The 22,565-nt window shown below is 43.1% G+C and carries 21 protein-coding genes; 12 read left to right on the plus strand and 9 right to left on the minus strand.

Annotated features, from left to right (window positions below):
- Positions 1 to 3: 3 nt before the first annotated feature.
- Entirely contained in the window at positions 4 to 360 is a 357-nt protein-coding gene (locus QWZ04_RS16075; protein WP_290329275.1) for a YibL family ribosome-associated protein, read from the minus strand.
- Positions 361 to 539: 179 nt separating this feature from the next.
- Here QWZ04_RS16075 and QWZ04_RS16080 point away from each other — a divergent pair, with 179 nt between their 5' ends.
- Both QWZ04_RS16080 and QWZ04_RS16085 read left to right on the plus strand, forming a co-directional pair.
- Positions 540 to 1,439: an ROK family protein gene (locus tag QWZ04_RS16080; protein WP_290329276.1), complete on the plus strand. Its 900-nt coding sequence runs from the start codon at positions 540 to 542 to the stop codon at positions 1,437 to 1,439.
- Positions 1,440 to 1,584: 145 nt separating this feature from the next.
- A complete protein-coding gene (locus tag QWZ04_RS16085; protein WP_290329277.1) occupies positions 1,585 to 2,571 on the plus strand; it encodes an endonuclease/exonuclease/phosphatase family protein in 987 nt (328 codons plus the stop codon).
- Positions 2,572 to 2,652: 81 nt separating this feature from the next.
- Here QWZ04_RS16085 and QWZ04_RS16090 read toward each other — a convergent pair whose 3' ends face one another.
- Entirely contained in the window at positions 2,653 to 3,624 is a 972-nt protein-coding gene (locus QWZ04_RS16090; RefSeq protein WP_290329278.1) for a phosphotransferase, read from the minus strand.
- A gap of 188 nt (positions 3,625 to 3,812) precedes the next feature.
- On the opposite strand from QWZ04_RS16090, the gene QWZ04_RS16095 reads away from it, so the two are divergent.
- A complete protein-coding gene (locus QWZ04_RS16095) occupies positions 3,813 to 4,547 on the plus strand; it encodes a PilZ domain-containing protein (protein ID WP_290329279.1) in 735 nt (244 codons plus the stop codon).
- 250 nt (positions 4,548 to 4,797) lie between these two features.
- Positions 4,798 to 5,541: a flagellar brake protein gene (locus QWZ04_RS16100; protein WP_435433623.1), complete on the plus strand. Its 744-nt coding sequence runs from the start codon at positions 4,798 to 4,800 to the stop codon at positions 5,539 to 5,541.
- Between the two features lie 216 nt (positions 5,542 to 5,757).
- Here QWZ04_RS16100 and cspE read toward each other — a convergent pair whose 3' ends face one another.
- From cspE to yfcC, 3 genes are all read right to left on the minus strand, one after another.
- Complete coding sequence (gene cspE / locus QWZ04_RS16105) at positions 5,758 to 5,967, minus strand: transcription antiterminator/RNA stability regulator CspE (RefSeq protein ID WP_102524737.1); 210 nt, start codon at positions 5,965 to 5,967, stop codon at positions 5,758 to 5,760.
- Between the two features lie 401 nt (positions 5,968 to 6,368).
- On the minus strand, positions 6,369 to 7,379 hold the full coding sequence (locus tag QWZ04_RS16110; RefSeq protein ID WP_290329280.1) for a succinylglutamate desuccinylase/aspartoacylase family protein: 1,011 nt from the start codon (positions 7,377 to 7,379) through the stop codon (positions 6,369 to 6,371).
- A gap of 100 nt (positions 7,380 to 7,479) precedes the next feature.
- A complete protein-coding gene (gene yfcC / locus QWZ04_RS16115; protein WP_290329487.1) occupies positions 7,480 to 8,955 on the minus strand; it encodes a putative basic amino acid antiporter YfcC in 1,476 nt (491 codons plus the stop codon).
- A 341-nt stretch (positions 8,956 to 9,296) separates the two neighbouring features.
- On the opposite strand from yfcC, the gene QWZ04_RS16120 reads away from it, so the two are divergent.
- Both QWZ04_RS16120 and QWZ04_RS16125 read left to right on the plus strand, forming a co-directional pair.
- Positions 9,297 to 10,193 carry a DMT family transporter gene (locus QWZ04_RS16120; RefSeq protein WP_290329281.1) on the plus strand — a complete coding sequence of 299 codons (897 nt, stop codon included), beginning with the start codon at positions 9,297 to 9,299 and terminating at the stop codon, positions 10,191 to 10,193.
- Between the two features lie 43 nt (positions 10,194 to 10,236).
- Positions 10,237 to 10,854, plus strand: a complete 618-nt coding sequence (locus tag QWZ04_RS16125) for a glutaredoxin domain-containing protein (RefSeq protein WP_290329282.1) — start codon at positions 10,237 to 10,239, stop codon at positions 10,852 to 10,854.
- A 108-nt stretch (positions 10,855 to 10,962) separates the two neighbouring features.
- Here QWZ04_RS16125 and QWZ04_RS16130 read toward each other — a convergent pair whose 3' ends face one another.
- A complete protein-coding gene (locus QWZ04_RS16130; protein WP_290329283.1) occupies positions 10,963 to 11,106 on the minus strand; it encodes a hypothetical protein in 144 nt (47 codons plus the stop codon).
- Positions 11,107 to 11,378: 272 nt separating this feature from the next.
- On the opposite strand from QWZ04_RS16130, the gene QWZ04_RS16135 reads away from it, so the two are divergent.
- Positions 11,379 to 12,269 (plus strand): patatin-like phospholipase family protein, encoded by an 891-nt coding sequence (locus tag QWZ04_RS16135; RefSeq protein ID WP_290329284.1) that lies wholly within the window; start codon positions 11,379 to 11,381, stop codon positions 12,267 to 12,269.
- 142 nt (positions 12,270 to 12,411) lie between these two features.
- On the opposite strand, the gene QWZ04_RS16140 is transcribed toward QWZ04_RS16135, so the two are convergent.
- On the minus strand, positions 12,412 to 12,762 hold the full coding sequence (locus QWZ04_RS16140) for a hypothetical protein (protein ID WP_290329285.1): 351 nt from the start codon (positions 12,760 to 12,762) through the stop codon (positions 12,412 to 12,414).
- Positions 12,763 to 13,502: 740 nt separating this feature from the next.
- On the opposite strand from QWZ04_RS16140, the gene QWZ04_RS16145 reads away from it, so the two are divergent.
- The 4 genes from QWZ04_RS16145 to glpD all read left to right on the plus strand — a co-directional run bounded on the left by QWZ04_RS16145 (position 13,503) and on the right by glpD (position 18,052).
- The gene (locus QWZ04_RS16145; RefSeq protein WP_290329286.1) at positions 13,503 to 14,171 is read left to right on the plus strand and encodes a YoaK family protein; all 669 of its coding nucleotides are present in this window, start codon (positions 13,503 to 13,505) and stop codon (positions 14,169 to 14,171) included.
- A gap of 247 nt (positions 14,172 to 14,418) precedes the next feature.
- On the plus strand, positions 14,419 to 15,789 hold the full coding sequence (locus QWZ04_RS16150) for a YjiH family protein (protein WP_290329287.1): 1,371 nt from the start codon (positions 14,419 to 14,421) through the stop codon (positions 15,787 to 15,789).
- A 201-nt stretch (positions 15,790 to 15,990) separates the two neighbouring features.
- Positions 15,991 to 16,410: a GNAT family N-acetyltransferase gene (locus QWZ04_RS16155; protein WP_290329288.1), complete on the plus strand. Its 420-nt coding sequence runs from the start codon at positions 15,991 to 15,993 to the stop codon at positions 16,408 to 16,410.
- A 142-nt stretch (positions 16,411 to 16,552) separates the two neighbouring features.
- Positions 16,553 to 18,052 carry a glycerol-3-phosphate dehydrogenase gene (gene glpD / locus QWZ04_RS16160; RefSeq protein WP_290329289.1) on the plus strand — a complete coding sequence of 500 codons (1,500 nt, stop codon included), beginning with the start codon at positions 16,553 to 16,555 and terminating at the stop codon, positions 18,050 to 18,052.
- A 118-nt stretch (positions 18,053 to 18,170) separates the two neighbouring features.
- Here glpD and QWZ04_RS16165 read toward each other — a convergent pair whose 3' ends face one another.
- Complete coding sequence (locus QWZ04_RS16165) at positions 18,171 to 20,171, minus strand: ATP-binding protein (protein ID WP_290329290.1); 2,001 nt, start codon at positions 20,169 to 20,171, stop codon at positions 18,171 to 18,173.
- A 285-nt stretch (positions 20,172 to 20,456) separates the two neighbouring features.
- On the opposite strand from QWZ04_RS16165, the gene QWZ04_RS16170 reads away from it, so the two are divergent.
- Complete coding sequence (locus QWZ04_RS16170; protein ID WP_290329291.1) at positions 20,457 to 21,974, plus strand: HD domain-containing phosphohydrolase; 1,518 nt, start codon at positions 20,457 to 20,459, stop codon at positions 21,972 to 21,974.
- Between the two features lie 94 nt (positions 21,975 to 22,068).
- Here the strand turns inward: QWZ04_RS16170 and QWZ04_RS16175 are convergent, their stop codons facing one another.
- Positions 22,069 to 22,404, minus strand: a complete 336-nt coding sequence (locus tag QWZ04_RS16175; protein ID WP_290329292.1) for an ArsR/SmtB family transcription factor — start codon at positions 22,402 to 22,404, stop codon at positions 22,069 to 22,071.
- Positions 22,405 to 22,565 lie beyond the last annotated feature (161 nt).

A 22,565-nucleotide genomic window follows, 5' to 3' on the forward strand; every position in this document is an offset into this window, starting at 1 on the left:
GGTTTAGAATTTTTTAGGAGCGTAGCCCGTCATTTCTTTGATACCAAGCTGCTTACCCAATTTAGTAATAGGGTGAACAATAACAAGACCGCGTACTGATTTTTTCAGAGCGCCTTGATCTGCTTGTTCTTGCTTAGTCAAAGCACGGTTGAATGCAAGTTCTTGCACAGACTTACGCTGATCGTTCACTTCATTTCCTAGGCGGTGTTTAAAGTGTGCGATTTTCTTACTCAATGAAGCGATTTCATCAGTAAATTTAGACACTAAAGCGGAATCACCACGCGACTTAGCAGAATCCAATTTATAACGACATTTGTCTAGACGATTGTTAAGTTGCTGAAGTTCTTGTTTTGCGCTCATAGTGACACCTTTATCTGTTGGGCGGCGAGTATATCAGTAATCACGATCTAGACAAGCCTCTGGGTAGTACAACGGCTAAAAAACTTGCGTTTTTAATGACAATTTTGCAAGCAGTAGATGAGTTTCCTGTGAGCAGTCACGCTAAGATAATAAGTTAACCAACTACGAGGTCTACAAGCATGTTAATCGGATTCGATATCGGTGGTACAAAAATTGAAGTGTGCCTATTAGATGAGCAAGGCGTTGAGGTATTTAAACACCGAGTTGCGACACCTGATAACTACCTAGAATTAGTCACTACCGTTGCGGGATTGGTTCAATTAGCCACCGAGAAAGCAGGAGAAGCTTGTCAGGTTGGTATTGGCCTACCGGGCGCCATTTGTCCTCAGACTGGTTTAATGAAAAACGCCAATTGCACCTTTTTAAATGGCAAAGATTTACTTGCTGACCTCACGAATGAACTTGGTCAACCTGTATCTATCGCCAACGATGCTAACTGCTTTGCTCTATCTGAAGCGGTAGACGGTTCAGGCGCGGGATCTTCTGTTGTATTTGGTGCCATTCTTGGTACCGGCTGTGGTGGTGGCATAGTGGTCAATCAACAGATTATCGGCGGGCCGAACGCACTAGCAGGAGAATGGGGACACAATCCTTTACCAAGCCATGATGAGGTTAAAGATGGTAAAGATCGCGACTGCTATTGTGGCCGAAAAAATTGCGTTGAACGTTTTATCTCTGGCAGTGGGTTCGCACTAAGCCATAAAATGATGTTTGGCACCGAGATGTCCCCTGCGACGATCATTGAACGTTATCAAGCAGGTGATAATGACGCCGCTCTGTTATACCGACAATTACTCGATCAAATGGGGCGCAGCTTTGCAGCTATCATCAACATATTGGATCCCGATGTTATTGTGCTGGGTGGCGGGCTGTCTAATGTGGATTCTCTATATCAAGATCTACCGGCTGCAACTGCACCTTATGTCTTTTCACCGAGCCCAACTCTCAACTTTAAAAAAGCCAAATATGGCGACAGCAGCGGCATACGGGGCGCCGCATGGTTAGGTAAAAATCAATAACCACAGCACCCAGACTAAACAGACAACGTTTCACTTCCAGAGGCAAGCCCTGCCTCTGCTTAGTTTAACCCCACTCAAACTTGGGAAGTGTTCTCGCATAATTTACGTTATGCTTAAGCAATAAACACGCTGCTTGGAATCAACTTTGACCACTTCCTCAATTCGAATTGCGACTTTTAACCTACTCAACTACATTGCCCCACCCGATGCTTATTACGATTTCATCAACATCTACACTGAACAAGAATGGCAAGGCAAAGAGCAATGGACGGAAAAAGCACTCATCGAAGTGGATGCCGATGTTGTTGCATTTCAAGAAGTGTTTAGCCCTAAAGATTTACAAGCCTTGTGTTTACGGGCTGGCTATCGTTTTTTCAGTGTTTGCGATTTACCCCAAAGAGAGAGTGATTACGTCTATTCAAAGCCAGTGGTAGCTTTAGCTTCTAAATGGCCAATCTCTAACGCTAAATCCGTGTCGAGCAGAAACGTAACCAAAATGCCAAAAAATTTTCAATTTTCGCGTAAGCCATTACACGTCCAAGTTCACTTGCCAAAATACGGGTTAACCGATTTTTATGTAGTGCACCTCAAATCACAACGCTCAACCGACACAACAGACGACGAACATTACACTCAACAAAACAGGCACGTCTATGGGCAATGGCTCTCTAGCTTCCAACGTCACGAAGAAGCCGACGCACTGAAGTACATCATGAGAGCCAATAAGAAGACATCAGGCCGACCGGCAATCGTGCTCGGGGATTTTAATCAAAGGCTTAATAGTGATTCACTGCAGAATTTAGTGGACCCAACATCAGCAGATGCGGGTCTTCTGACACAAAAAAGTGCGTTATTTTTGACGGATAGCTGGGACATCTACACTCGCGGTATCAAAGAAGACACAAGCGACGTTACCTCCGATATACAGCACCAATGTCAGCCAATTAAGCGCCCAGCGAGCCACTATTGGGGAGAAACCGGTTCAGTACTTGACTATATATTACTGTCTCAAGAGTTTACGCTCGTAACCCAACATCAAACCATCGATAGGCACTTAGTTGAAGCTATTTTCTCAAGAGACCGATACGCGACAGATCACGGTATTGTCGTGATCAACCTTCAACACCGCTAAATAAGAACGCGTAGCCCAGTAATTCAACGGTTTACTGGAAGAAATGTGGATGTCGACACTAGATTCATAAAGCATCGTTCTCTAGCGTCTAACGTCCGATAAGCGCGTTAACGCCGCCGCTGTTAAGCTTTCAGAATAATCACAAATCTTCCAGTGGTCTGGAGCCCACCCTTTCAGAAATCGAACAAAATCTGCCCAAGCCAAGTTATAGAGGCCACGCCATTGAGCTCCGATGGCGTCTGCATCCAAATGAGGCTGGTAATGTTGCACCGCTTCTTCGAGCGCTTCGAAATACCATGCCAGTATAGATTGTTCCAAATCTTCGGCCTGCTCTAGCGGCACACAGCTGCTAATAAACAACATGACATCTTTGATGCCACAGCCCTTACCGACATATTGGAAATCGACAGCACCCACTCGGTCATTTTCTGGCGAAAAACAGAAATTCGCGAGTTTAGCATCACCATGAATGAGAGTTTGATAGCTTGCTTTATTAAGTTCCTGATCAATATCGCCCGCTTTAAGCTTTAAATCACCTGAAGCCATCACTTGATACTCTTCTTGCCGTGTCTCTAAGTGCCAATAAGAACCAATAGGCCAAAGCCCGTCGGCTGAACTGTTTATGTGCTTTGCGTGAAAATTTGCCAGCCAAGTGAGTACTAACTTCCAATGTCGCCAATCCGATTCTGTGACAACTTCGGTTAACCCGATGGCCGCCAGATCCGTCATCACTAAATCAATCTTGCCTGCATAATGTTCGGTCACTAACCCAACGGGGGATAAGCAGCGAAAATCGAGCTGATTCGAATAGTCACGATACCAAGCAACTTCCACACCAAAGGATGTGAGCTTTCTTTGCTTAGACACTGACGTATTCCAGCCTCTAGGATGTTTAGTCTTCTCAGGCAAACGAATGCGTTTATTTATGACACTGCTGTGGGTTCCATTATTTAACCATTGCCTCACAACTGTACCGTAATCACCCCAAACACGTTGAATGATTTCCTCTTTTTCCACTTTACCCTTAAGCGCTTTGAGGTCATAATCGTTCATTCGCCACCCAATTACCTTTTCTCTATTTCAGTTACATTGCTCGTTTAATCCCAGCAGAGCTATCGTCATTTTCTATTAGCTTATTTGACATGAAATATACTAACGGCTGATAGCACAGCAGTATTGGCCACTTTATCAAGATAATGGGACTTTCGAAACGGCGGCGAACCGCATAATAAGGCACTAACATGAACGACATCGTCACTCCAGCTCGCTCCACCACAAAAAAAGCATCCGTTTCTGCCACACATGAAATAAAAACCAGTGAAGCCATAAACTTGATGTCGAATACCTGCTCCGCCAATATTTCCATTACGCTTCCAGTGGGTGGCCAGCTATCCACAAAATGCAAGACGGTTGGTTTTCACTCTGGTCGTTTATTACTTGTAGAAGTGCCCGAATTAAAAAAAATGGAAATGACGGAGTTCATGCGTGAGGGTTTTTGGGCAAAAATGAAAGTATTTACAGGCAGAGGTAATGGCTCTGTTCTGAGTTTTCGTTGCCAAATCGCCCATGTAATTACTTCGCCACTGCCTTTAATCGCGTTGTCTGTCCCCACCTCCATGCAACAACAGCAGATCCGACGCTCACCCCGTTTTGAGGTCGATCTTCCGTGCTCGATCCAAAGAGATAAGTTAAATATAGAGGCAAAATTAAGAGACATATCTAAGCAAGGTTGCTTGGTTGAAACTTCATTACTTTCCAAAATGCAGCCAATAGGAAATAAGTTTCACATTTCTTTTCCTCGCTTATCCCATCACTTCAGTGGTATGGATGATTTATATTGCACAATAAGAGGGGCCGAACGCGGCTTTTCCGGAATACAGTATGGTGTTGAATTTGATAGCAAAAGCCAAGAAAATGCGAAGATCATTCTCTCATTGTTAACATTCGATGGTAACAAACTTACTATCGCTCAATGACAGTGCCTCTTTTATTAGTATAATTCACAGCTATACTGTTCTTTATCTAAGCCATATCACCTAAATATGAGTAATCGCCCATATTGCTCGGCTATAGAGATAAATACATAACTATAAAATCACGTAACGCAGAGTACACCTCCAGACAAAGCGCTTGAATCAGTAAAAGGCTCCACACAATAAAGTAATAAAACACGGGTACGAATAGACGCTTTGACAGTACGTTACGAATGATGATTCTGAGGTAAAAATGGCTAAAAGTAGTGCAGCGGACGCATTAAGAGACAAAATTGATAACAGTGACCTAAAAGGCACTGAGACCATCATGAAAAGTAGTGAAGCCTTAGCCATGGTTTCCCACAGTAGTGATTTAACCATTAATATCACCACTCCTGTTGGTATTAAATATCAAGGCACAACCTCTTTTATTGGTACTCACGGCAGTGAATACATTTTGTTAGAAATGCCTGAAATGTCGGACGAAGACCACGAGTACTTTCTTCAAGAAGGCTTTTGGATGAATGTTCGGGCTATTTCGCCCCGTGGTGAAGGAGCTTTACTGTATTTTCGCAGTCAAATCCTTCATATCATCGAGACACCAGCTCAAATGATGTTGATCTCGATACCAAGTACAATCAAAGTACTGCAACTCCGAAAAGAACCACGATACGACGTTGCCTTATCTGCGGTGATTTACTGTAATGATCATAAAGTAGAAGCGGAAGTAAAAGATTTGTCGAAAGGCGGCTGTCGGGTAGAAACTAGCCCATTAGTCAGGACTTTTCATGTGAATGATACTATTCGAATTGAATTAGTCGTGCGTACAAAAACCAAAGTCTCTCTTCCTGTCCTATCCGGAAAAATTTGCAATTTGCAGCGCTCGAAACACAACGCAAAGTATGGATTGGTATTTGATGATTCAGGGAAAGAAAGCGTTAAAAAGCTACTTGGATGCTTAAAGTTTGATGGTTCTAAATTGGCACTAAAAGCTTAAGTCACTTTCACTAAAAACAGCGCAGTAAAAGAGAGCAATAAATGGGTTATCACTGTTTTTTGGTGGTGACCCTTTTTTAGTTATATGCCACTCATTAGTTACAAACAGCAGCAGCCTACGGCGATACTCTAGCCTATTTTACTAAGCCCAAAACGACGATCGCCCCGCACACTTTACAGTGTGCAGGGCGATAAATTATTTTGAGTAACTATAAAATTATAGTACTTCTACGTTTGCAGCTTGAGGGCCTTTTTGGCCTTGCTCTACTTCAAACGCAACTTTTTGGCCTTCAGCAAGAGTTTTGAAGCCTTCACCTGTGATTGCACGGAAGTGAACGAATACGTCAGCGCCGCCATTTTCTTGAGTGATAAAGCCAAAGCCTTTTTCTTCGTTAAACCACTTAACTGTGCCAGTTGTCTTAGACATGGGTATTTCCTAAATTAAATCTTTATTCGAGCGCAAAATGCGCATTTGGTTTTAGCCATTATCACAAAGTTACTTAGAGTGAGCGTAGCAACTGAAATAATGCGCTTCTAAACATACTGTAACAGCACGTTTGAAGATTTCATGAAGCAGGTTTCAAACAAGTCGGTCTCTGTGTAGGCCGAGAGTTAAGTTACGCTAAATTGACTTTGTTGTATATATCTTTTTGTATCAAAAATGCAATAAATGAGTGCTTTTATGATGTGTGCACGGTTTCAATGCATCTAACATTTTACTGGCTTTTTGGTATCGAAGTACGTGCTACAAAAACAAGCAAAATTAACGCCACTTTTCGCCTGAAAAGCCAAGCAGGTACCTATCTCGTCAAAGCGCCTATCGCAATGCTACCGGTGGATCAGCCTCACAAGCAGAGCTCCGGTTTCTCGTAACGATTCCGAATGGTGACTTAACACAGTGCCAGCTTGCGATGCGCAATAACGTTCTGTCTCGTCGCCAAACGCATCATATTGAATAGCCACAAGCTCCTCTTGTTCAACTTCTTGAAGCAATGATACCTGCGCAATGCAAAACCCACCTTGCTTAGCACGAATTGACGTCACACTTTGCCCCTCAATACAGCGTTCTTGGAATTTAGGCGCACTCATTGAATGCTCATCGAGCATATGATGCGAAGCGAGAATATTCTTAATTCCGCATACTGCACGCTCTATGTAAGCCTGCTCTGTGATTTTACCTGTACCCACTTCCACGGTAATACAGGGTACGCCATGCTGATTCCAGACGGTTTCTAAAACACCATCATCGCCCGGGTCGTTAAGGATACAATCTGGGTCCATTAAGCGTGCCATACTTAACGCTGATTGAAGTCTAAAATCAGCGAACACATACAATGGGTAAGTAGCGCCACGGGTTTGTGTGTGTAAATCTACGGTAAAACCTGCATTATCCTTAAGTAAACGATGCCACAAGCAGTGCAAATATTGATTGGCAGCATCCCCATTGGATTTGCCAGGAAAGAATCGGTTCAGGTTACACGGAGATGCATCAGGATCCGCACTAACAAAATCCCTTGTTCCCGCATTGATTCCGGATAAATTGATGGTTGGGATGACGATCAGACTGCCTACAAGGATTTTTCCCGCGCATTCACGCGCGATCTGCTGTGCCGTCAGGATGCCATTGAGTTCATCACCATGCACACCAGCAGTAACCATAGCTTTAGGGCCTGCTTGAGTAGCCTTAAAAACGGTCACCGGAATAAGTTGAGGCTGGGCTAAGGCTGATGTAGCGACTTGAAACCAAAATTGATGCTCACCAACCGGCAAGTCATCTACAACAAGGCGGCTAATCACACTTCGGCCTTGCACTGTATCTTGCGTGTAGACTGTTTTCATATTGGTCTCTCTGGTTTAATCATATTTCATGTATACAAAAAGGCGAGATGAGCTCGCCTTTTATTTAATGTTGTTGAGATTGTTTGGCTTTTCTTAAGCGCTAGGCAAAACCCAGAACATGAGATCCCATGACAACACAGCTTGATAGTACGAACAAGAATAAGACAAAACGCCAAATGAAACGCGCCCAATCTCCCCATTCGATACGGCATACCCCTAATGTTGCCATTAGCGCTGCCGATGTCGGTACGATCAAGTTGGTAAAGCCATCACCCAATTGGAATGCCAGAACGGCCACTTGACGAGTAACGCCCGCAATGTCAGCCAGCGGTGCCAATAAAGGCATGGTTAAGGCTGCTTGACCAGAGCCCGATGTCACGAAGAAATTGAAAATCGACTGGAACGCGTACATTAGCCACGCTGCCGCAACACCCGGTAGACCACTTATCACGTTGCCCGCACTGTTCAAGATAGAGTTAAGAACACTCGGGTCGTCTGTCGCTCCTCCCCCCAAAATTAACAAAACACCTTGTGCACAACCTACCAACAATGCAGGAGCAAGCATCAACGACGCGCCTTCTTTAAACGAAGCGGCTATGTCGTTGAGTGTCATGTCATTAAGTTTAAAGACAACGGCTATCAGACCTGCAGTAATACCCATAGTAAAGAACTGAGAAGCAATTTCAGGGATATACCAAGCATGCACAACCACTCCCCATACAACCCAGACCGTAGACGCGATAACCGTTAGGATCACCAGTGTGTCACCAAGCGTCCAACGAGACTCTTGTTCTGATACCGCCTGACCACGGAAGTGTTCATCAGACGCGAAGCTATAGGAACGCTTAGGATCGGCTTTTACACCTTTTGCATAGTACATGACAAAGGCAATACCAATCGCCGTATAAACGACCCACAAACCCATTCGTACATACATGCCAGACAGGACAGGAATACCCGAGATGCCTTGAGCGATCGCTACAGAAAATGGGTTCATCCAGGATGTTGCAAATCCAATTTGGGTCGCGCCATATGTGACCATCGCCGTAGTGATACCATCGTAGCCCAGTCGAACCATTAATGGTGCTATGATGATGGCAAAAGCAATCGCTTCTTCTCCCATACCGAAGACCGCACCACCCAGAGAAAATAGCAGGAATAAAACGGGAATAAAGAGTGCTTCGCTGCCTTTTGTTTTGTCGATCAGGCGCAGTATGCCGTTATCAATCGTTCCTGTTTTCATCACAACGCCAAACGCGCCGCCAATTACAAGCATGAACATGATCACACCAATGGCGCTGCCCCATTTAGAACCCGAAGTCAAACCTTCAAAGGTCAGGTTCATTAGGCCAATATCACCACCACTGGCAAATAAGCCGACAGATTTGTATATCAGCTCTCCACTTTCATCCGTTGCGTACTGAAAAGAAGCAGGATCAATAACCGTTCTGGTTTTTTCGGCGCCATCAACCATATACGTCACTTGCTGGCTATCAAAATGACCAGCGGGAACGATATAGGTAAGTGCGGCAGCAAGAATGCCAACAATGAAAATTAAGATTAACGTATCTGGCATCTGCCAGGTTTTATTCGACACACCAGGCGTAGTGTGAGATTGGGGAACAGCTTGGCTCATAACTAAATACTACGTAGTTTAAAAGTGCGCAAAATATCACTCAATCAGCATAAAAAGTCAATTTAAACCAAGTTGATGGTAGCTAAATCCAATATGTGACCTATAACCAATCATTTACACCCATTCAATTTCACAAATTTGCATACACATCTACATCAATTGTTCTTTAAATCGTATTTCGTATTAACAGAAATCAGAACCTGTGAGACTATCCATTCCATATCCTTGCTAAGTTTCTCTCAACAAAGAGTTTTGTACTCATAACGGAATATAAATAAACCATGTCTAACCATTCACCACTTCAAGGCGCAAGTTGGATGCTTTGTGCTGGGATGGCTTTTGCCGTCGTTAATAGCCTTGCACAATATATCAGCATCAATTTTGGAGTCAGCTCAACCACAGTCGCATTCATTCAATATGGCATCGCCCTTATCGCTATTTTGCCTTATCTACAAACCTTAGGGTTTAGAAGCGCGCTCACCACCCATCAAATTGGTTGGCATTTACTCCGAGTTTTTTTATCTGTTATTGGCATTCAGCTTTGGCTATGGGCATTGGCTTACCCTGTTCCAATTTGGCAAGGCATCGCATTATTAATGACCTCTCCTTTATTTGCCACGCTTGGATCTGGGATCTTTCTAAAAGAAAAAGTCGGCGCGGCGCGCTGGTGCGCTACGTTGGCCGGTTTTATCGGAGCCATGATCATCCTAGAGCCATGGGCTGATTCATTTACATGGGCCACGCTGCTTCCTGTAGGCGCGGCATTCTTTTGGGCTTGTTACTCGCTAATGGTAAAGAAGCTCTCCGCAAAAGATTCGCCAACAACAATGGTCGTTTACCTTCTGTTATTCATCACCCCTTTTAATCTGTTATTGGCGGTCCCTAACTGGGAAACACCAACAGGAACTATTCCTTGGATGATACTAATTGCGGCTGGCGTATTAACAGCGGTTGCTCAATGGGCAATAGTTAAAGCTTATGCTGCTGCTGATGCTTCTTTTGTTCAGCCGTTTGATCACGCTAAGTTACCGTTCAATGTGGCGGCCGGTTGGTTGATTTTTGGTTGGGTACCACCTGGTCGACTATGGGTAGGTGCCGCTATTATTATTCTTTCCGTTGCCTTCATCACACAATGGGAACGAAAAAAAGTTAACTATAATGAAAGTAAATCGGCCTAACGCCGCTCTATTAAGTAAAGGCGAACTAAACACGAGGTGATGAATGACCAAGCCTATGAAAATTACACTTTACCGCTGGGCAGGCTCTTGGGGGCCATTTAAAGTCAACATCCCATGTGGTGAATGCACGTTAACAAAAGACATTTTGCAAGATACCCTCGAAAATGAATTAGCCGGTATCCCTGTTGAAATTGAGATCAAAGACTGGCTTTCTAATTGGTGGGAACCACTAAAACTGGGGTCTTGGCATGCGCCAATCATCGTATTGGAAGGCAAAGTCATCAGCCAAGGCGAAGCCCTTAACCGTGGTGTATTAGTACAAACGGTCATTCAAGAGTGGGCTAAACGAGATAATCTCAAAGGTAACATCGTATTTGGCAAAGCAACCTGTCCGTATTGCGTAAAAGCAAAAGCCAAGCTAGACGAATTAGGGGTGAAGTATCAATACCTTGATGTAGTGAAAGACAGTGCAGCACTGTATCGAATGATCCCGGAAGTAAAAGCAAATATTGGGGAAAAGACGCCTGTTACGGTTCCGCAGATCTGGTTAGATGGTCATTATATTGGTGGTTTTGATCACTTAGAGCAACATATCGCTGATGGAGGCATTGCTCCGCCACCTGATAACGTCATAGAGATGGATGCCAAATCGACAGGTTAGCTGATCGGGTACATAATAGATTGGTTATCCAAGGCCTCTAAAAAAACAAAACCCAAATTGTTGTCAATTTGGGTTGGTTTTTCATTCCATTGAACATCGTCTTTTCTCTTAGCTATTTTTCAGTTTCTTGAACATACGGCTAAATAAAGAACTGCGACGAACGCGTGGTTGTTGCTTTCCGTACAATTGATCATCAATCATTTGCTTTGCCATGTGGTTGGCAACGTAAATCGTACCTAAATCTAAATTCATAATAGCTTTCCTATTCGTAATTTTATTTCAACTATCATCATAATACCCCAATCTCGCCTATAAACAAGATATAGATCACGTTATTTTGTAGTTTTATTACAAAAATTAAAGCCAATGCCCTGTGTACGAATTGATCCTAACCGCATTACACGTTATCTTGTTCCCTACTGTTCAATACAGAAAACCGCAAATATTTTCAATTAGTTAAGCTGAATATAAGCGTCATTCACAACCAGCTTTATCCATTAACTGACAGTGTTCGGAGAACCGTAATGAAGAAAAGTGTGTCCTTAGTTCTAGGTAGTGGTGGTGCTCGTGGTCTTGCACACATTGGTATCATTCGTTGGTTAGAAGAGAATAATTACCACATCGCTTCGATTTCAGGGTGTTCTATCGGTGCGTTAATCGGTGGCATCTATGCTGCTGGAAAGCTGGATCAGTTTGAAGAATGGATAACGAGTATCGACAGCGTCGACATGGCGTTACTTTTGGATATCTCTTGGCAGTCAAGTGGCATATTTAAAGGAGACAAAATCATCAACACCCTGGTGGATCTAATTGGTGATATTGCAATTGAAGATCTTCCTATGCCTTATACCGCGGTTGCTGCAGATGTGGCTGAAGAGAAAGAAATTTGGCTCAATTCAGGCCGCTTATTTGATGCCATCCGTGCGTCTATCTCTCTGCCTTTGTTCTTCACGCCTTTCGTCATTGATGGTGTAGCACTGATAGACGGGGGTGTTCTCAACCCAGTGCCCATCGCGCCAACATTTGGTGACAAAACTGATATTACCTTAGCGGTGAATCTCGGAGGACCAATAGAAGAGCAGGTTATCGCGGCACCGGTGATCACCCGAGATTCAAAATTGCACGCAAAAGTCAGCACTTACATCGACAAACTCCACAATTCAGTGAAAAAAAGTTTCGATTTCAATATAGAGGGTTATGAAATTGCGAACCAAGCTTTCGATGCGATGCAAAGCACCATTGCTCGTCAAAAGTTGGCGGCCTACCCTGCTGATGTCACGATTGAGATCGCTCGTAATGCTTGTGGCACACTTGAGTTCGATAAAGCATCTGAGATGATCGCTTTAGGCAGAACCAAAGCCGAGTTTTACTTCCAGAACACGTCCTACTGTTCGAGCAAGAAGCTCAATTTATAGAGACTGTATTTATAAATGCCAAAAAGCGCCTTAACTTCTTACTTATTCAATATAATCAGAATAAGCCAGAAGCTAAGGCGCTTCGTTCTTTATCATTAATCGCTTGAAGTACGCCTCAGGCCATTACGCTATCATTGAATGATTAACTGCGCTTTGACTGTGTAAATGTGCGACCTGCTGCTTGGTAGGTTTCTTTGTCTTTAATTTCAAACATGGTGTAAAAGAACCAAGCTGCAAACTTAATGAGGTCATCACCTTCATTCATCACATGCTCAACAAACTCTTCCTCTTCACCTTGTTCGTTTTCTAATAAGGAAACATGGTAAACACGTTTTTCACCATTGACTTCAGCTAATGCGAATTGCCCAACAAGTGACGCAGCCGCTTCTGCGACTTCGACTTCTTCACAATTTTTCAAAAGCTCTAAAGCTGCGGGTAAATTTTCTTGCTCAACTACCGCGTTAACCAGTGTCTCAAATTCATTTTGTTGCATGTTGGCCTACCTTTTATGCTAATGCCGCCATTGTAGCGATAATAGAATAAGAACAAAATTGTTTCTGCACATAGATTGTCAGCCGCACAAAAAGAAAAACCCCAATACATACGTATTGGGGTATAAAAATATTTCGATAGCTTATTGATGCTACTAACTGGGCTCATTAATAATCCATTTGAGCACGCTCTATCCTTAGCGTAATCCTTTCGCGCCTTCCCAAGCGGTGTCCTTTAGCGTCCTTGTTTGCATACATCCTAGTATGCAACACTCAAATCCGTTGAGTGTGTCCTAATTCTTCCATGCATCCTTGTGCAATCCTTTTGGATAATCGACCTTGATTACCCTCTCACGTCCTGTGAGTTCCTGATGCCTGCTCCTTGCCGACACAATAAGCTTACAGAACTTACCTCTATTTGTGACTTCTTTTCACTGGACACTTATTAAACAGAAACTAAGCTGTAATTTTTATATATAAAAAACATCAACTTACAACTAACTAGGCACAATCTTAACGTTAGAACTGCTGTTTTCCTACATAATATGTGAGACATCTCTTACAGCAAGCTTCTCTATTTGATACTCATAGTTGAACTAAAATCTAATGATGCGAAAGAGAAACCGAGCAACAAACAACCTATCGTCGTCATTTATAGTAACTCGCGTCTACTTTGCTAGGTTGGTATATCCCTTAAACGGAGTATACTTTGTCGCTTCGTCACTAACACAATTCAACCAATATGATAACCAAGCTACCTCGCTGGATAGAGTCAGGCGCATTTTTGCTCGCCGTTATCGCGGGCATCATCAATGCCGTCGGTTTACTCGGCTTTCAACATCAATCTGTTTCCCATTTATCTGGCACTGTGACCTTGCTTGGGACTCAGCTATTACCTTTTGACCACCAGTCGCTTCACTTACTCATGATTGTGGTGAGCTTTCTTGCCGGTGCCACATTTAGCGGCGTATTGATAGAACGAACAGCGTTAAAACTGGGTCGCCGTTATGGGGTAGCCTTGCTTGTTGAAAGTGCATTACTGGTTGCCGCTACGGTAGCCTTAACTCGGGGCTATGGCGGAGGGCACTATTTAGCTTCGGCCGCATGTGGCTTACAAAACGCCATGATTTCAACATACAGTGGCGCAATTATCCGCACGACTCACATGACGGGGATTATTACCGACTTAGGCCTGATGCTTGGCGCTCGTATCAGAGGAGAACAGTGGGATAAACGAAAAGCTTGGCTCTTTAGCCTTATTTTCCTTGGCTTCCTGTTTGGAGGATTCGGTGGTTCGATTCTCTACTCATATTTACAATTTTCAACACTATTAATACCAGCAGCCCTGGCTTTTGTTGTTGCTATGAGTTATTGGATTTTTCTGTATCAAGAAGGGATTGGCCGCTCGTGATCACTTCTATAAAAACTTCTGGATATATTTTTGCTCAAACATCCTCTCCCACAGATAACATCTACGTTACAATTAACTATATTTTGACCAGTTAGCTCAAGATAAAACTGCATAATTAGTTTTTTTTAATGCATAGTATTTCAATTCCCACTAAAAGCAGTTATTCTTGCCGTCAGTGAGTAAATACCAATGTTTAATGCATTATTATGCGAAACATAATGCATTAGCCGTAACAAGAGTAGAGACGATGGACAACACAACACAAACCACCAGCTCGCCTAAGAGCAAACATAATTTTTGGATTTTCTTAATCCCATCTTTAATTGGCCTGTTCCTTTTCATGGCGCCAATTACCTATAACGGTGACATCACCATTCCCGTAGCAGTCCTTGCTAAGGCGCTTCAATCGGTGCTTGACGGCTACCTAGTGCAAATCGTCACTTCTTTGATTGCTTTCATGTCGGTTGCCACTCTTGCTAACATGGCGTTGAAGCCAAAACTAATTGCAAACAATGAATTTCTTAGTGCATTACTCAGCCCTACTCCTTTATGGCTTGCGGTTCGCCTAATTGGCGGTGCGGCCGTTGTGATGACTTTCTTCCAAGTTGGTCCTGAAGCTATCTGGGAAGAGAATACGGGTGGTTTAGTGCTTGAGGGCTTACTACCCACCTTATTTGCTGTCTTTATTTTTGCCGGCCTATTACTTCCTTTATTACTAAATTTCGGCCTTCTTGAACTTTTTGGTACTTTGCTGAGCAAAATCATGCGTCCTGTATTCAACCTACCTGGCCGCAGTGCAATCGACTGTATGGCTTCTTGGTTAGGTGATGGTAGCGTAGGTATTTTGCTAACCAGCAAGCAGTATGAAAGCAAGTTCTATACGCAACGTGAAGCTGCCGTTGTTGGTACGACGTTCTCAGCGGTATCCATTACGTTCAGCCTAGTCGTTCTGGCTCAAGTTGAACTAGAACACCTGTTCTTACCTTTTTACGGTGCCATCTGTTTAGCGGGTATCGTTGCGGCTATCATCATTCCTCGTCTTCCGCCGCTTAGCCGTAAAAAAGACCTGTACATTGATGGCAGCAAGCCAGAGAAAGGCGCAAACGCAATTCCATCTGGCCACAATAGTTTCTCTTGGGGTTTAGAGCTTGCCGTAAACAAAGCCAATCAAGTTAAGTCAGCGAAAACAGTCGCGGTAGAGGGTCTTAAAAACGCCGCCGATATGGTGTTTGGTGTTCTGCCCGTTGTAATGGCGTTAGGTACCATTGCGCTTGTTATCGCAGAATACACGGCAGTATTTACCATTCTTGGTAAACCGTTCATTCCTTTCCTTGAGTTGCTGCAAATTCCTGAAGCAGTACAAGCATCAGAGACTATCGTTGTTGGTTTTGCGGATATGTTTATCCCATCTATCCTTGCAGCTTCAATTGAAAGTGATTTAACGCGTTTTGTGATTGCAGCGATGTCGGTAACGCAACTTATCTACATGTCTGAGATTGGTGCTCTGCTGCTTGGTAGTAAGATTCCTGTGAATATTTTTGAGTTGTTCTTCATCTTTATTCTACGTACCGTCATTACCTTGCCTGTTATCGCGGGTGTGGCTCACCTTATTTTCTAAAATCAGACACGATTCAATGTCTCGCTGATTTTTAGCTACTCTTGTTCGTTAGGTCTTGTTAATTAGATCTGGTTTATAAAAGCGCCTCTACGTAATAGAGGTGCTTTTTTTTGTATTTGATAAGTTGGTCGTCGTTTTTTCTTCATTCATAAGTTGGATAACTTATACTCAATCAATTGCCCAGTTGAAACGGACCTCATCATGATCATTGAAGTCACGCACCACCCAGAAAAAAAAGACGTCGAGATACTCTATAAGGGCTTAAGCGAATTCAATAGAGAGTTCTTTCCTGACCTAACTGAGCGGCCTGTTGCCCTATTTCTTAGAGACGCCAATGGCCAAGTCGAGGGCGGGTTGACCGGCCGCCTGCACTACAACTCTTTCCACATTCAACGTTTGTGGTTATCTCCAAACATCAGAGGCAAAGGTTTAGGTAAAAAAATCCTTTCTCTCGCTGAAAAAGAAGCGAGAAAATACAAGGTTCAACACATCTTCCTCGATACCTATAATTTCCAAGCGCCCGAATTTTACGCAAAGCAAGGGTTCGCCGAAGTTGGCCGTTACGTTGACTTCCCTAAAAATGGCACCGATAAAATCTTTTACAAAAAAACTCTCGTTTAACTTCCTATTTCAAGAAAAAAGCATAGAGCACACACGAAATGAACATTTTTTGTGTGCTTTTCGCTCGATCCTGTTCTACTTTCAAGATACAATGCTCGAAATCGAACATAATTATAAGTATAACGAAAGTAAAGGAACGAAAATGACTCAACAAAAACAACATTTTGACTTACTGGTCGTCGGCGGCGGTATTAATGGTGTCGCTATCGCATCTGATGCTGCGGGACGTGGGCTTAGCGTTGCCTTAGTTGAAATGTCCGATCTCGCCTCTGCGACCTCTTCGGCCTCCAGTAAACTGATTCATGGAGGCTTACGTTACCTCGAACACTACGAATTTCGTCTGGTCGGCGAAGCGCTTGCAGAACGAGAGATTTTACTTAAAAACGCCCCCCATTTAGTCGCTCCTTTGCGTTTTCGTCTGCCTCACCGACCTCATTTACGTCCCGCTTGGATGATCCGAGCTGGGTTGTTCTTATATGATAACCTTGGCAAGCGAGTGTCACTTCCCGCCAGCAAAGGAATTCGATTCACCGAGAATGATCCGCTAAAATCAGACATGATCACTGGGTTTGAATATTCGGATTGCGCCGTAGACGATGCTCGTTTGGTCGTTTGCAACGCACTATTAGCAAAACAACACGGTGCAAAAATACTGACCAGGACACGCTGCACTCAAGCAACAGCAAGTGACACAGGTTGGACCGTCACCCTGCAAGACGATACATCGACCTACCAGATCCAAACGAAAGCGCTGGTGAATGCAGCAGGCCCTTGGGTAGAGTCGCTATTTTCTGAACAATTAGACAAACCAGCCCCGCGATCAATTCGTTTAGTAAAAGGCAGTCACATTGTGGTGCCAAAACTCTATAACGATGATCACGCCTACATTCTTCAGAACGAAGATAAACGCATTGTTTTTGTTATCCCATACCAACAAGATTACTCCATGATTGGCACAACTGATGTCGATTACGAGGGCGACCCGAGCAAAGTGGCGATCAGTGAAGATGAGGTGGAATACTTGTGTGATATCGTCAATCAACACTTTAAAGCCCCCATCGCCCCAAGCGATGTGATTAACACTTGGTCTGGGGTTCGCCCACTGATGGAAGATGAATCTTCTGATGCTCAAGCGGTGACTCGTGATTACACAATCGAAGTGGATGGCAGTAACCCTAACTCGCCGTTACTTTCAGTATTCGGTGGCAAACTCACCACCTATAGGAAACTTGGACAAGCGGCATTGAAACAGCTTCAACCTTTCTTTCCTGAAATGAAAGGTGAGTGGACAGAAAATGCCTTATTACCTGGTGGAGACTTCCCGTCGAGATCCCATTTGGAAGCCGAGATCACACGTAACGCTCCGACACTTGATGCAAAGCTTATCAAGCGCTGGGTTCGCAGTTATGGCACTCGTACTCATCAATTACTCAGCGGCCTAACGGACGAAAGCCAATTAGGCATGCATTTCGGCCATGGCCTTTATCAAGTTGAAGTTGATTTCTTAATGGATCAAGAATGGGCGATCAATGTTGAGGATATCCTATGGCGCCGAACCAAATTAGGCCTTGCCTTTGATTCAGAGCAAATAACAGAGCTCTCTCATTACATGAGCAATGATTCACAAGAGTTGCGAGCTTAGTTCTTAACTCATCGTTCTTAACTAACAGTTCTTCGTTAATCACAGTAAAAAGTGAATTAAAAAAGCCACCTTATGCATGAGGTGGCTTTTGTATGTTTGAACCGAATTCAGACTCTCTTTACTCTACTTCTACCTTGGCTTCAACATCAAGCACCAAAGGCACCGTGATCCTAAACTGAGCCCCTTCATTTGCTCCGGACAAACACTCTATCTTCCCTTGCAATAGCTGAGACACTAAATTGTAGACTATATTAGCACCTAGGCCGCTGCCACCACGACCGCGCTTGGTCGTTGTAAACGGTTCAAAAATATTCTTAATAACAGCCACGTCGATACCTTTACCTGTATCTCGATAGTCAATCACCAAATAGTTGGCCTCTGCGTGGATATCAAAGAAAATATCTCTGTCGCCATCCCACTCATCAAAGCCATGGCGGATACTGTTGGTGATTAAGTTGGTGTATATCTGAATGTAACCGCTTGGGTAACTGTCTACGTCAATATCATCTGGACAATGAATGTGTGTTTTTACTTGCGAAACTTTCAGTTCGTGCGACAAAGAAAGCAACACTTTATCCAAATTGTCTTTCACGTTAAAACGGTAAATAGATTGGCTACTTTGATCTACCGCAACTTGTTTAAAACTCGAAACGAGCTGCTCTGCTCTAGACAAGTTCGCTGTCAAAATTTCCGTCGACTCTGCAAGGGACGATAACGCACCGGAAAATTGTGTTTTAGAAAGGTTGCCCGTTTCAAAACCTACCTGTAGCACTTTTACTTTTTCTTCGATAAAACTTGTCGCGGTAACACTGATACCTAATGGGGTATTGATCTCATGAGCAACACCGCCAACTAACCCACCCAAAGAAGCCATCTTTTCTGCCTCTATCAGTGATTCTTGAGTATCTTCTAACTGACTCAACGTGAGAGAAAGCTCACCATTTGTTTCTTCCAAGGATTGCGTACGCTCTCGTACTTTTTGTTCCAATTTTTGATTAAGGGAAATCAACGCATTCTCTGTGTTGGTTAATTCTGTTACATCAACCCCAAAGCAAATAACGCGCTGCAATTCTTTATTTTGAACTAATCGCCATTGCAGATAGCGCTCCTCTCCATTGGGATCAATCATGGTCAAGACCATTTCATAGCTCGGAATGTTCTCTAATAAATCACGGCGACTCTCTTCAGACACCTCTTCATTTACAAAGAATTCAAACCAACTTTTTCCGAGTACCTCTTCTTCCGTTAAAGCCAATAAATTCTGTACTTCGGTATTGGCAAGCTGAACGACAAAATCTTCGTTTAGGGAACAAATGAGAGAGGGGGATGAGGCGATGATCACACCAGTGAAGTCACGTTCGTATTCAAGTTGAACGTTCATTTTACGGCGTTTTTCTAGCTGGTAGTCGATGTCTTCATGCAATTTATTGATGGAGGCAACCAATAAATCGATTTCATCATGACGCACATTACGTGCCAAGCTTAGCTGTTCGTTAACCCCGTTGCCCTCAACGCTTCGCATCTGGAAGAATTTTGAGATGAGATTGATGTGCTTAATCATGACGTGAAAAACAATGAACAACACACAGAAAGATACCATTAAATTGATGAACAACTGAGTCAACAAAATAACGGTGGCTTTTTCGGTTAGCCGGTTGTAAATTTCTTGATAAGATATTTCAATGACCAAAGCGCCGATTTTTTCATCGCTATGGTACAATTCAACACTCTTACTGAGTTCATTGTCTCGGCTAGAGTGACCATTCTCGACAGTGACATGCAACGACCCATTGTGGTAGGAATAGACCCCCACATACTCGACACTCGCCAAGTTTTTGATGCCGTTTACTTGTATCTGAAGCTGTTCTTCATCTAAGTTCCACAAACTATTCGCAACGGATGACGTTAAGCTGGTGTCGATTCTCTCTAGAGAAGCTGCAAGTAATCCCTCTTCTCGCTTAAAGTCCCAATAAAGCTGAATACTCGCAATAGCAAAGGCTAAAAGTGAGCCACACAATAAAGTATAAAAAAACAGCCTCAAGCCAATACTATTGCCACGTTTAATCGCCCCTCCATGTGGGAGGTTATTTTGAGCATCTTTATCTAAATGTTTTTCCATTTGCAACCCTTTAAACATGGAGCGAGCCGTCTGATTTAAGGCAATCTTCCTAAAATCAGTATAGACCTATCATTCAGATTTTCTTGCCAATTGTTATTTTTGTGAGCCAACTAATGCGCAGCATGAATAGATAATTGTGCTTTCACTCAAAATTTTATTCAGATTTATCCTATTGCCGAAAAATCTTTACTACAATCATTACATAAGAAGTAAAAATAGTGCCCAGTTGCACTTAAAGTGCTTTTATAAAATACCAATGGAACACCGTTGCTTAAGAGGTATGTAATGGGAAATGATGACCAATTTCTTTTTTCAGATCATGAAGATGAAATCGTTAAGGAAGATCGCGAGCAGTGGAATATATTGATCGTCGATGACGACGTTGACATACACAAAGTGACTCAATTCGTATTGAGTGAGTTTGATTATTTGGGTAAAACCCTCAATTTTTTAAATGCCTACTCTGCAGAAGAAGCGAAAGAAGTGTTCCGCACTCATAAAGACATCTCGGTTGTATTCTTAGATGTAGTGATGGAGTCCAATCACGCTGGTTTAGATTTTGTCGATTGGCTAAGAGTGGAATACGGTAATCGTACGGCTCGTATTATATTGAGAACCGGGCAACCCGGAGACGCCCCCGAAGCCGAAGTCATTAAGAAATATGAAATTAATGACTACAAAAATAAGACCGAGCTCACAGCAACTAAGCTCAATACCACATTATGTGCCGCGCTTCGTTCTTACCGCGACATCATGGTAATTGAAAATACTAAGAAAGGGTTGAACACCATTATCAACTCTTCTGCTTCTATTTTGGTGGAGGGGGATGGCACTCATTGGCTCGATGGCATTTTGTCTCAGCTGAGTGCTTTACTCGATCTTGGTGAAGTTCACGCGTTCAACTTTGCAGCTCAAGAAGTGAAAGGAAAATGGCAGGTTGTGGCCTCGTCAGAGGGAGGAGAAGCGCTCATTGGAAAAGATTTGAATGAGTTCATTTCTTGCTCTGTTGAAGAAGTGGCTAATTCCCAAGAGCGCTACATTCAGGTCAAAGATGAAGAATTTCTAATCCCTGTAAAGGTCAACAAAAGTGTTGGCCTGCTCATCGTTCATTGTCCTCATCACAACCTAGAAGAGAACATTGAAATTTTAGACCTCTTCATCAGAAACATAACTATCGCTTACGAAAAAGTCATTTTACTTAATGAAGTGAGAGACACGCAAAAAGAGATCGCTTATCGCTTAGGGGAAGTGGTAGAAACACGCTCAAAAGAATCTGGCAGTCATGTAAAACGCGTAGCCGAGCTTTCCTTATTTTTAGCGCAAAAATATGGGCTGTCTGATGAACTATCTCACAAAATAAAATTAGCATCACCACTGCATGATATTGGCAAAATCGCCATCCCAGACGCCATTTTAAACAAACCAGGAAAACTGGATTCAGAAGAATGGCAAGTCATGATGTCTCACGCTAGCGTTGGCGCAGAAATCCTTCGGGGCTCTAACTTAGAGATACTGAATATTGCTGCCAATATTGCTGCTTTCCACCATGAAAAATGGGACGGGACGGGTTATCCAAATAACCTTTCTGGAGAAAGCATTCCTATTGAAGCAAGGATCACCGCTATTGCTGATGTTTTCGATGCCTTGTCTTCACGCCGTTGTTACAAAGAGCCTTGGCCTGCAAAACAAGTGTACGACCTGTTTGTTGAAGAGTCCGGAAAGCAATTTGATCCGAACTTGACTAAGCTGTTTTTGGCGCACTTTGACGAACTACAAGGTATACGAAGTTCTTTTCCTGACTAGGAAAAAATAGACTCGTTAGCTTTTACATCAAAAGCGTCCTTTGAGGGCGCTTTTTTTCATTTTTTTGTATCTCACTTCGTATTAAAATACCGGGTCACTCAGTCAACTGCACGTCCATATAGAACTGAAGTGCTTCTTCGGTATCATCCCAAGCAGGTTGGGTGATCGCTAGCCATTGGTTGATTTGATTAATAGGCCCAACATTAAGCGAGCACATATGACGACGCCCTACGATCTCTCGCTTTAACAACCCTGCTCGCTCCAAAATCTTTAGGTGTTTGGTTACGGCTGACTTAGAAATAGGGTGTGGCAACACCAAATCTTTTACCGCAACCGCACCGTGAGACATTTGAGACACCATGGAGCGCCGTGTTTCGTCACTCAATGCCATGAATACATCACTGAGCGGTGTTTTATCATTTAAATTCATACAGTAAAACCTAGCTCTCTCACTGATTCGTGTCAAATCCACCATCACAAAATAGCCATTATTCACGATTGAAATACTCCCTCAAATCTAAAAACATCCCACTAACACCAAACACCACTCGTCCTTAACATAGTCATATCATCTAAATTGTAAGCCAATGA

Source organism: Vibrio tapetis subsp. quintayensis (assembly GCF_030409945.1).
GTDB classification, from domain to species: domain Bacteria; phylum Pseudomonadota; class Gammaproteobacteria; order Enterobacterales; family Vibrionaceae; genus Vibrio; species Vibrio quintayensis.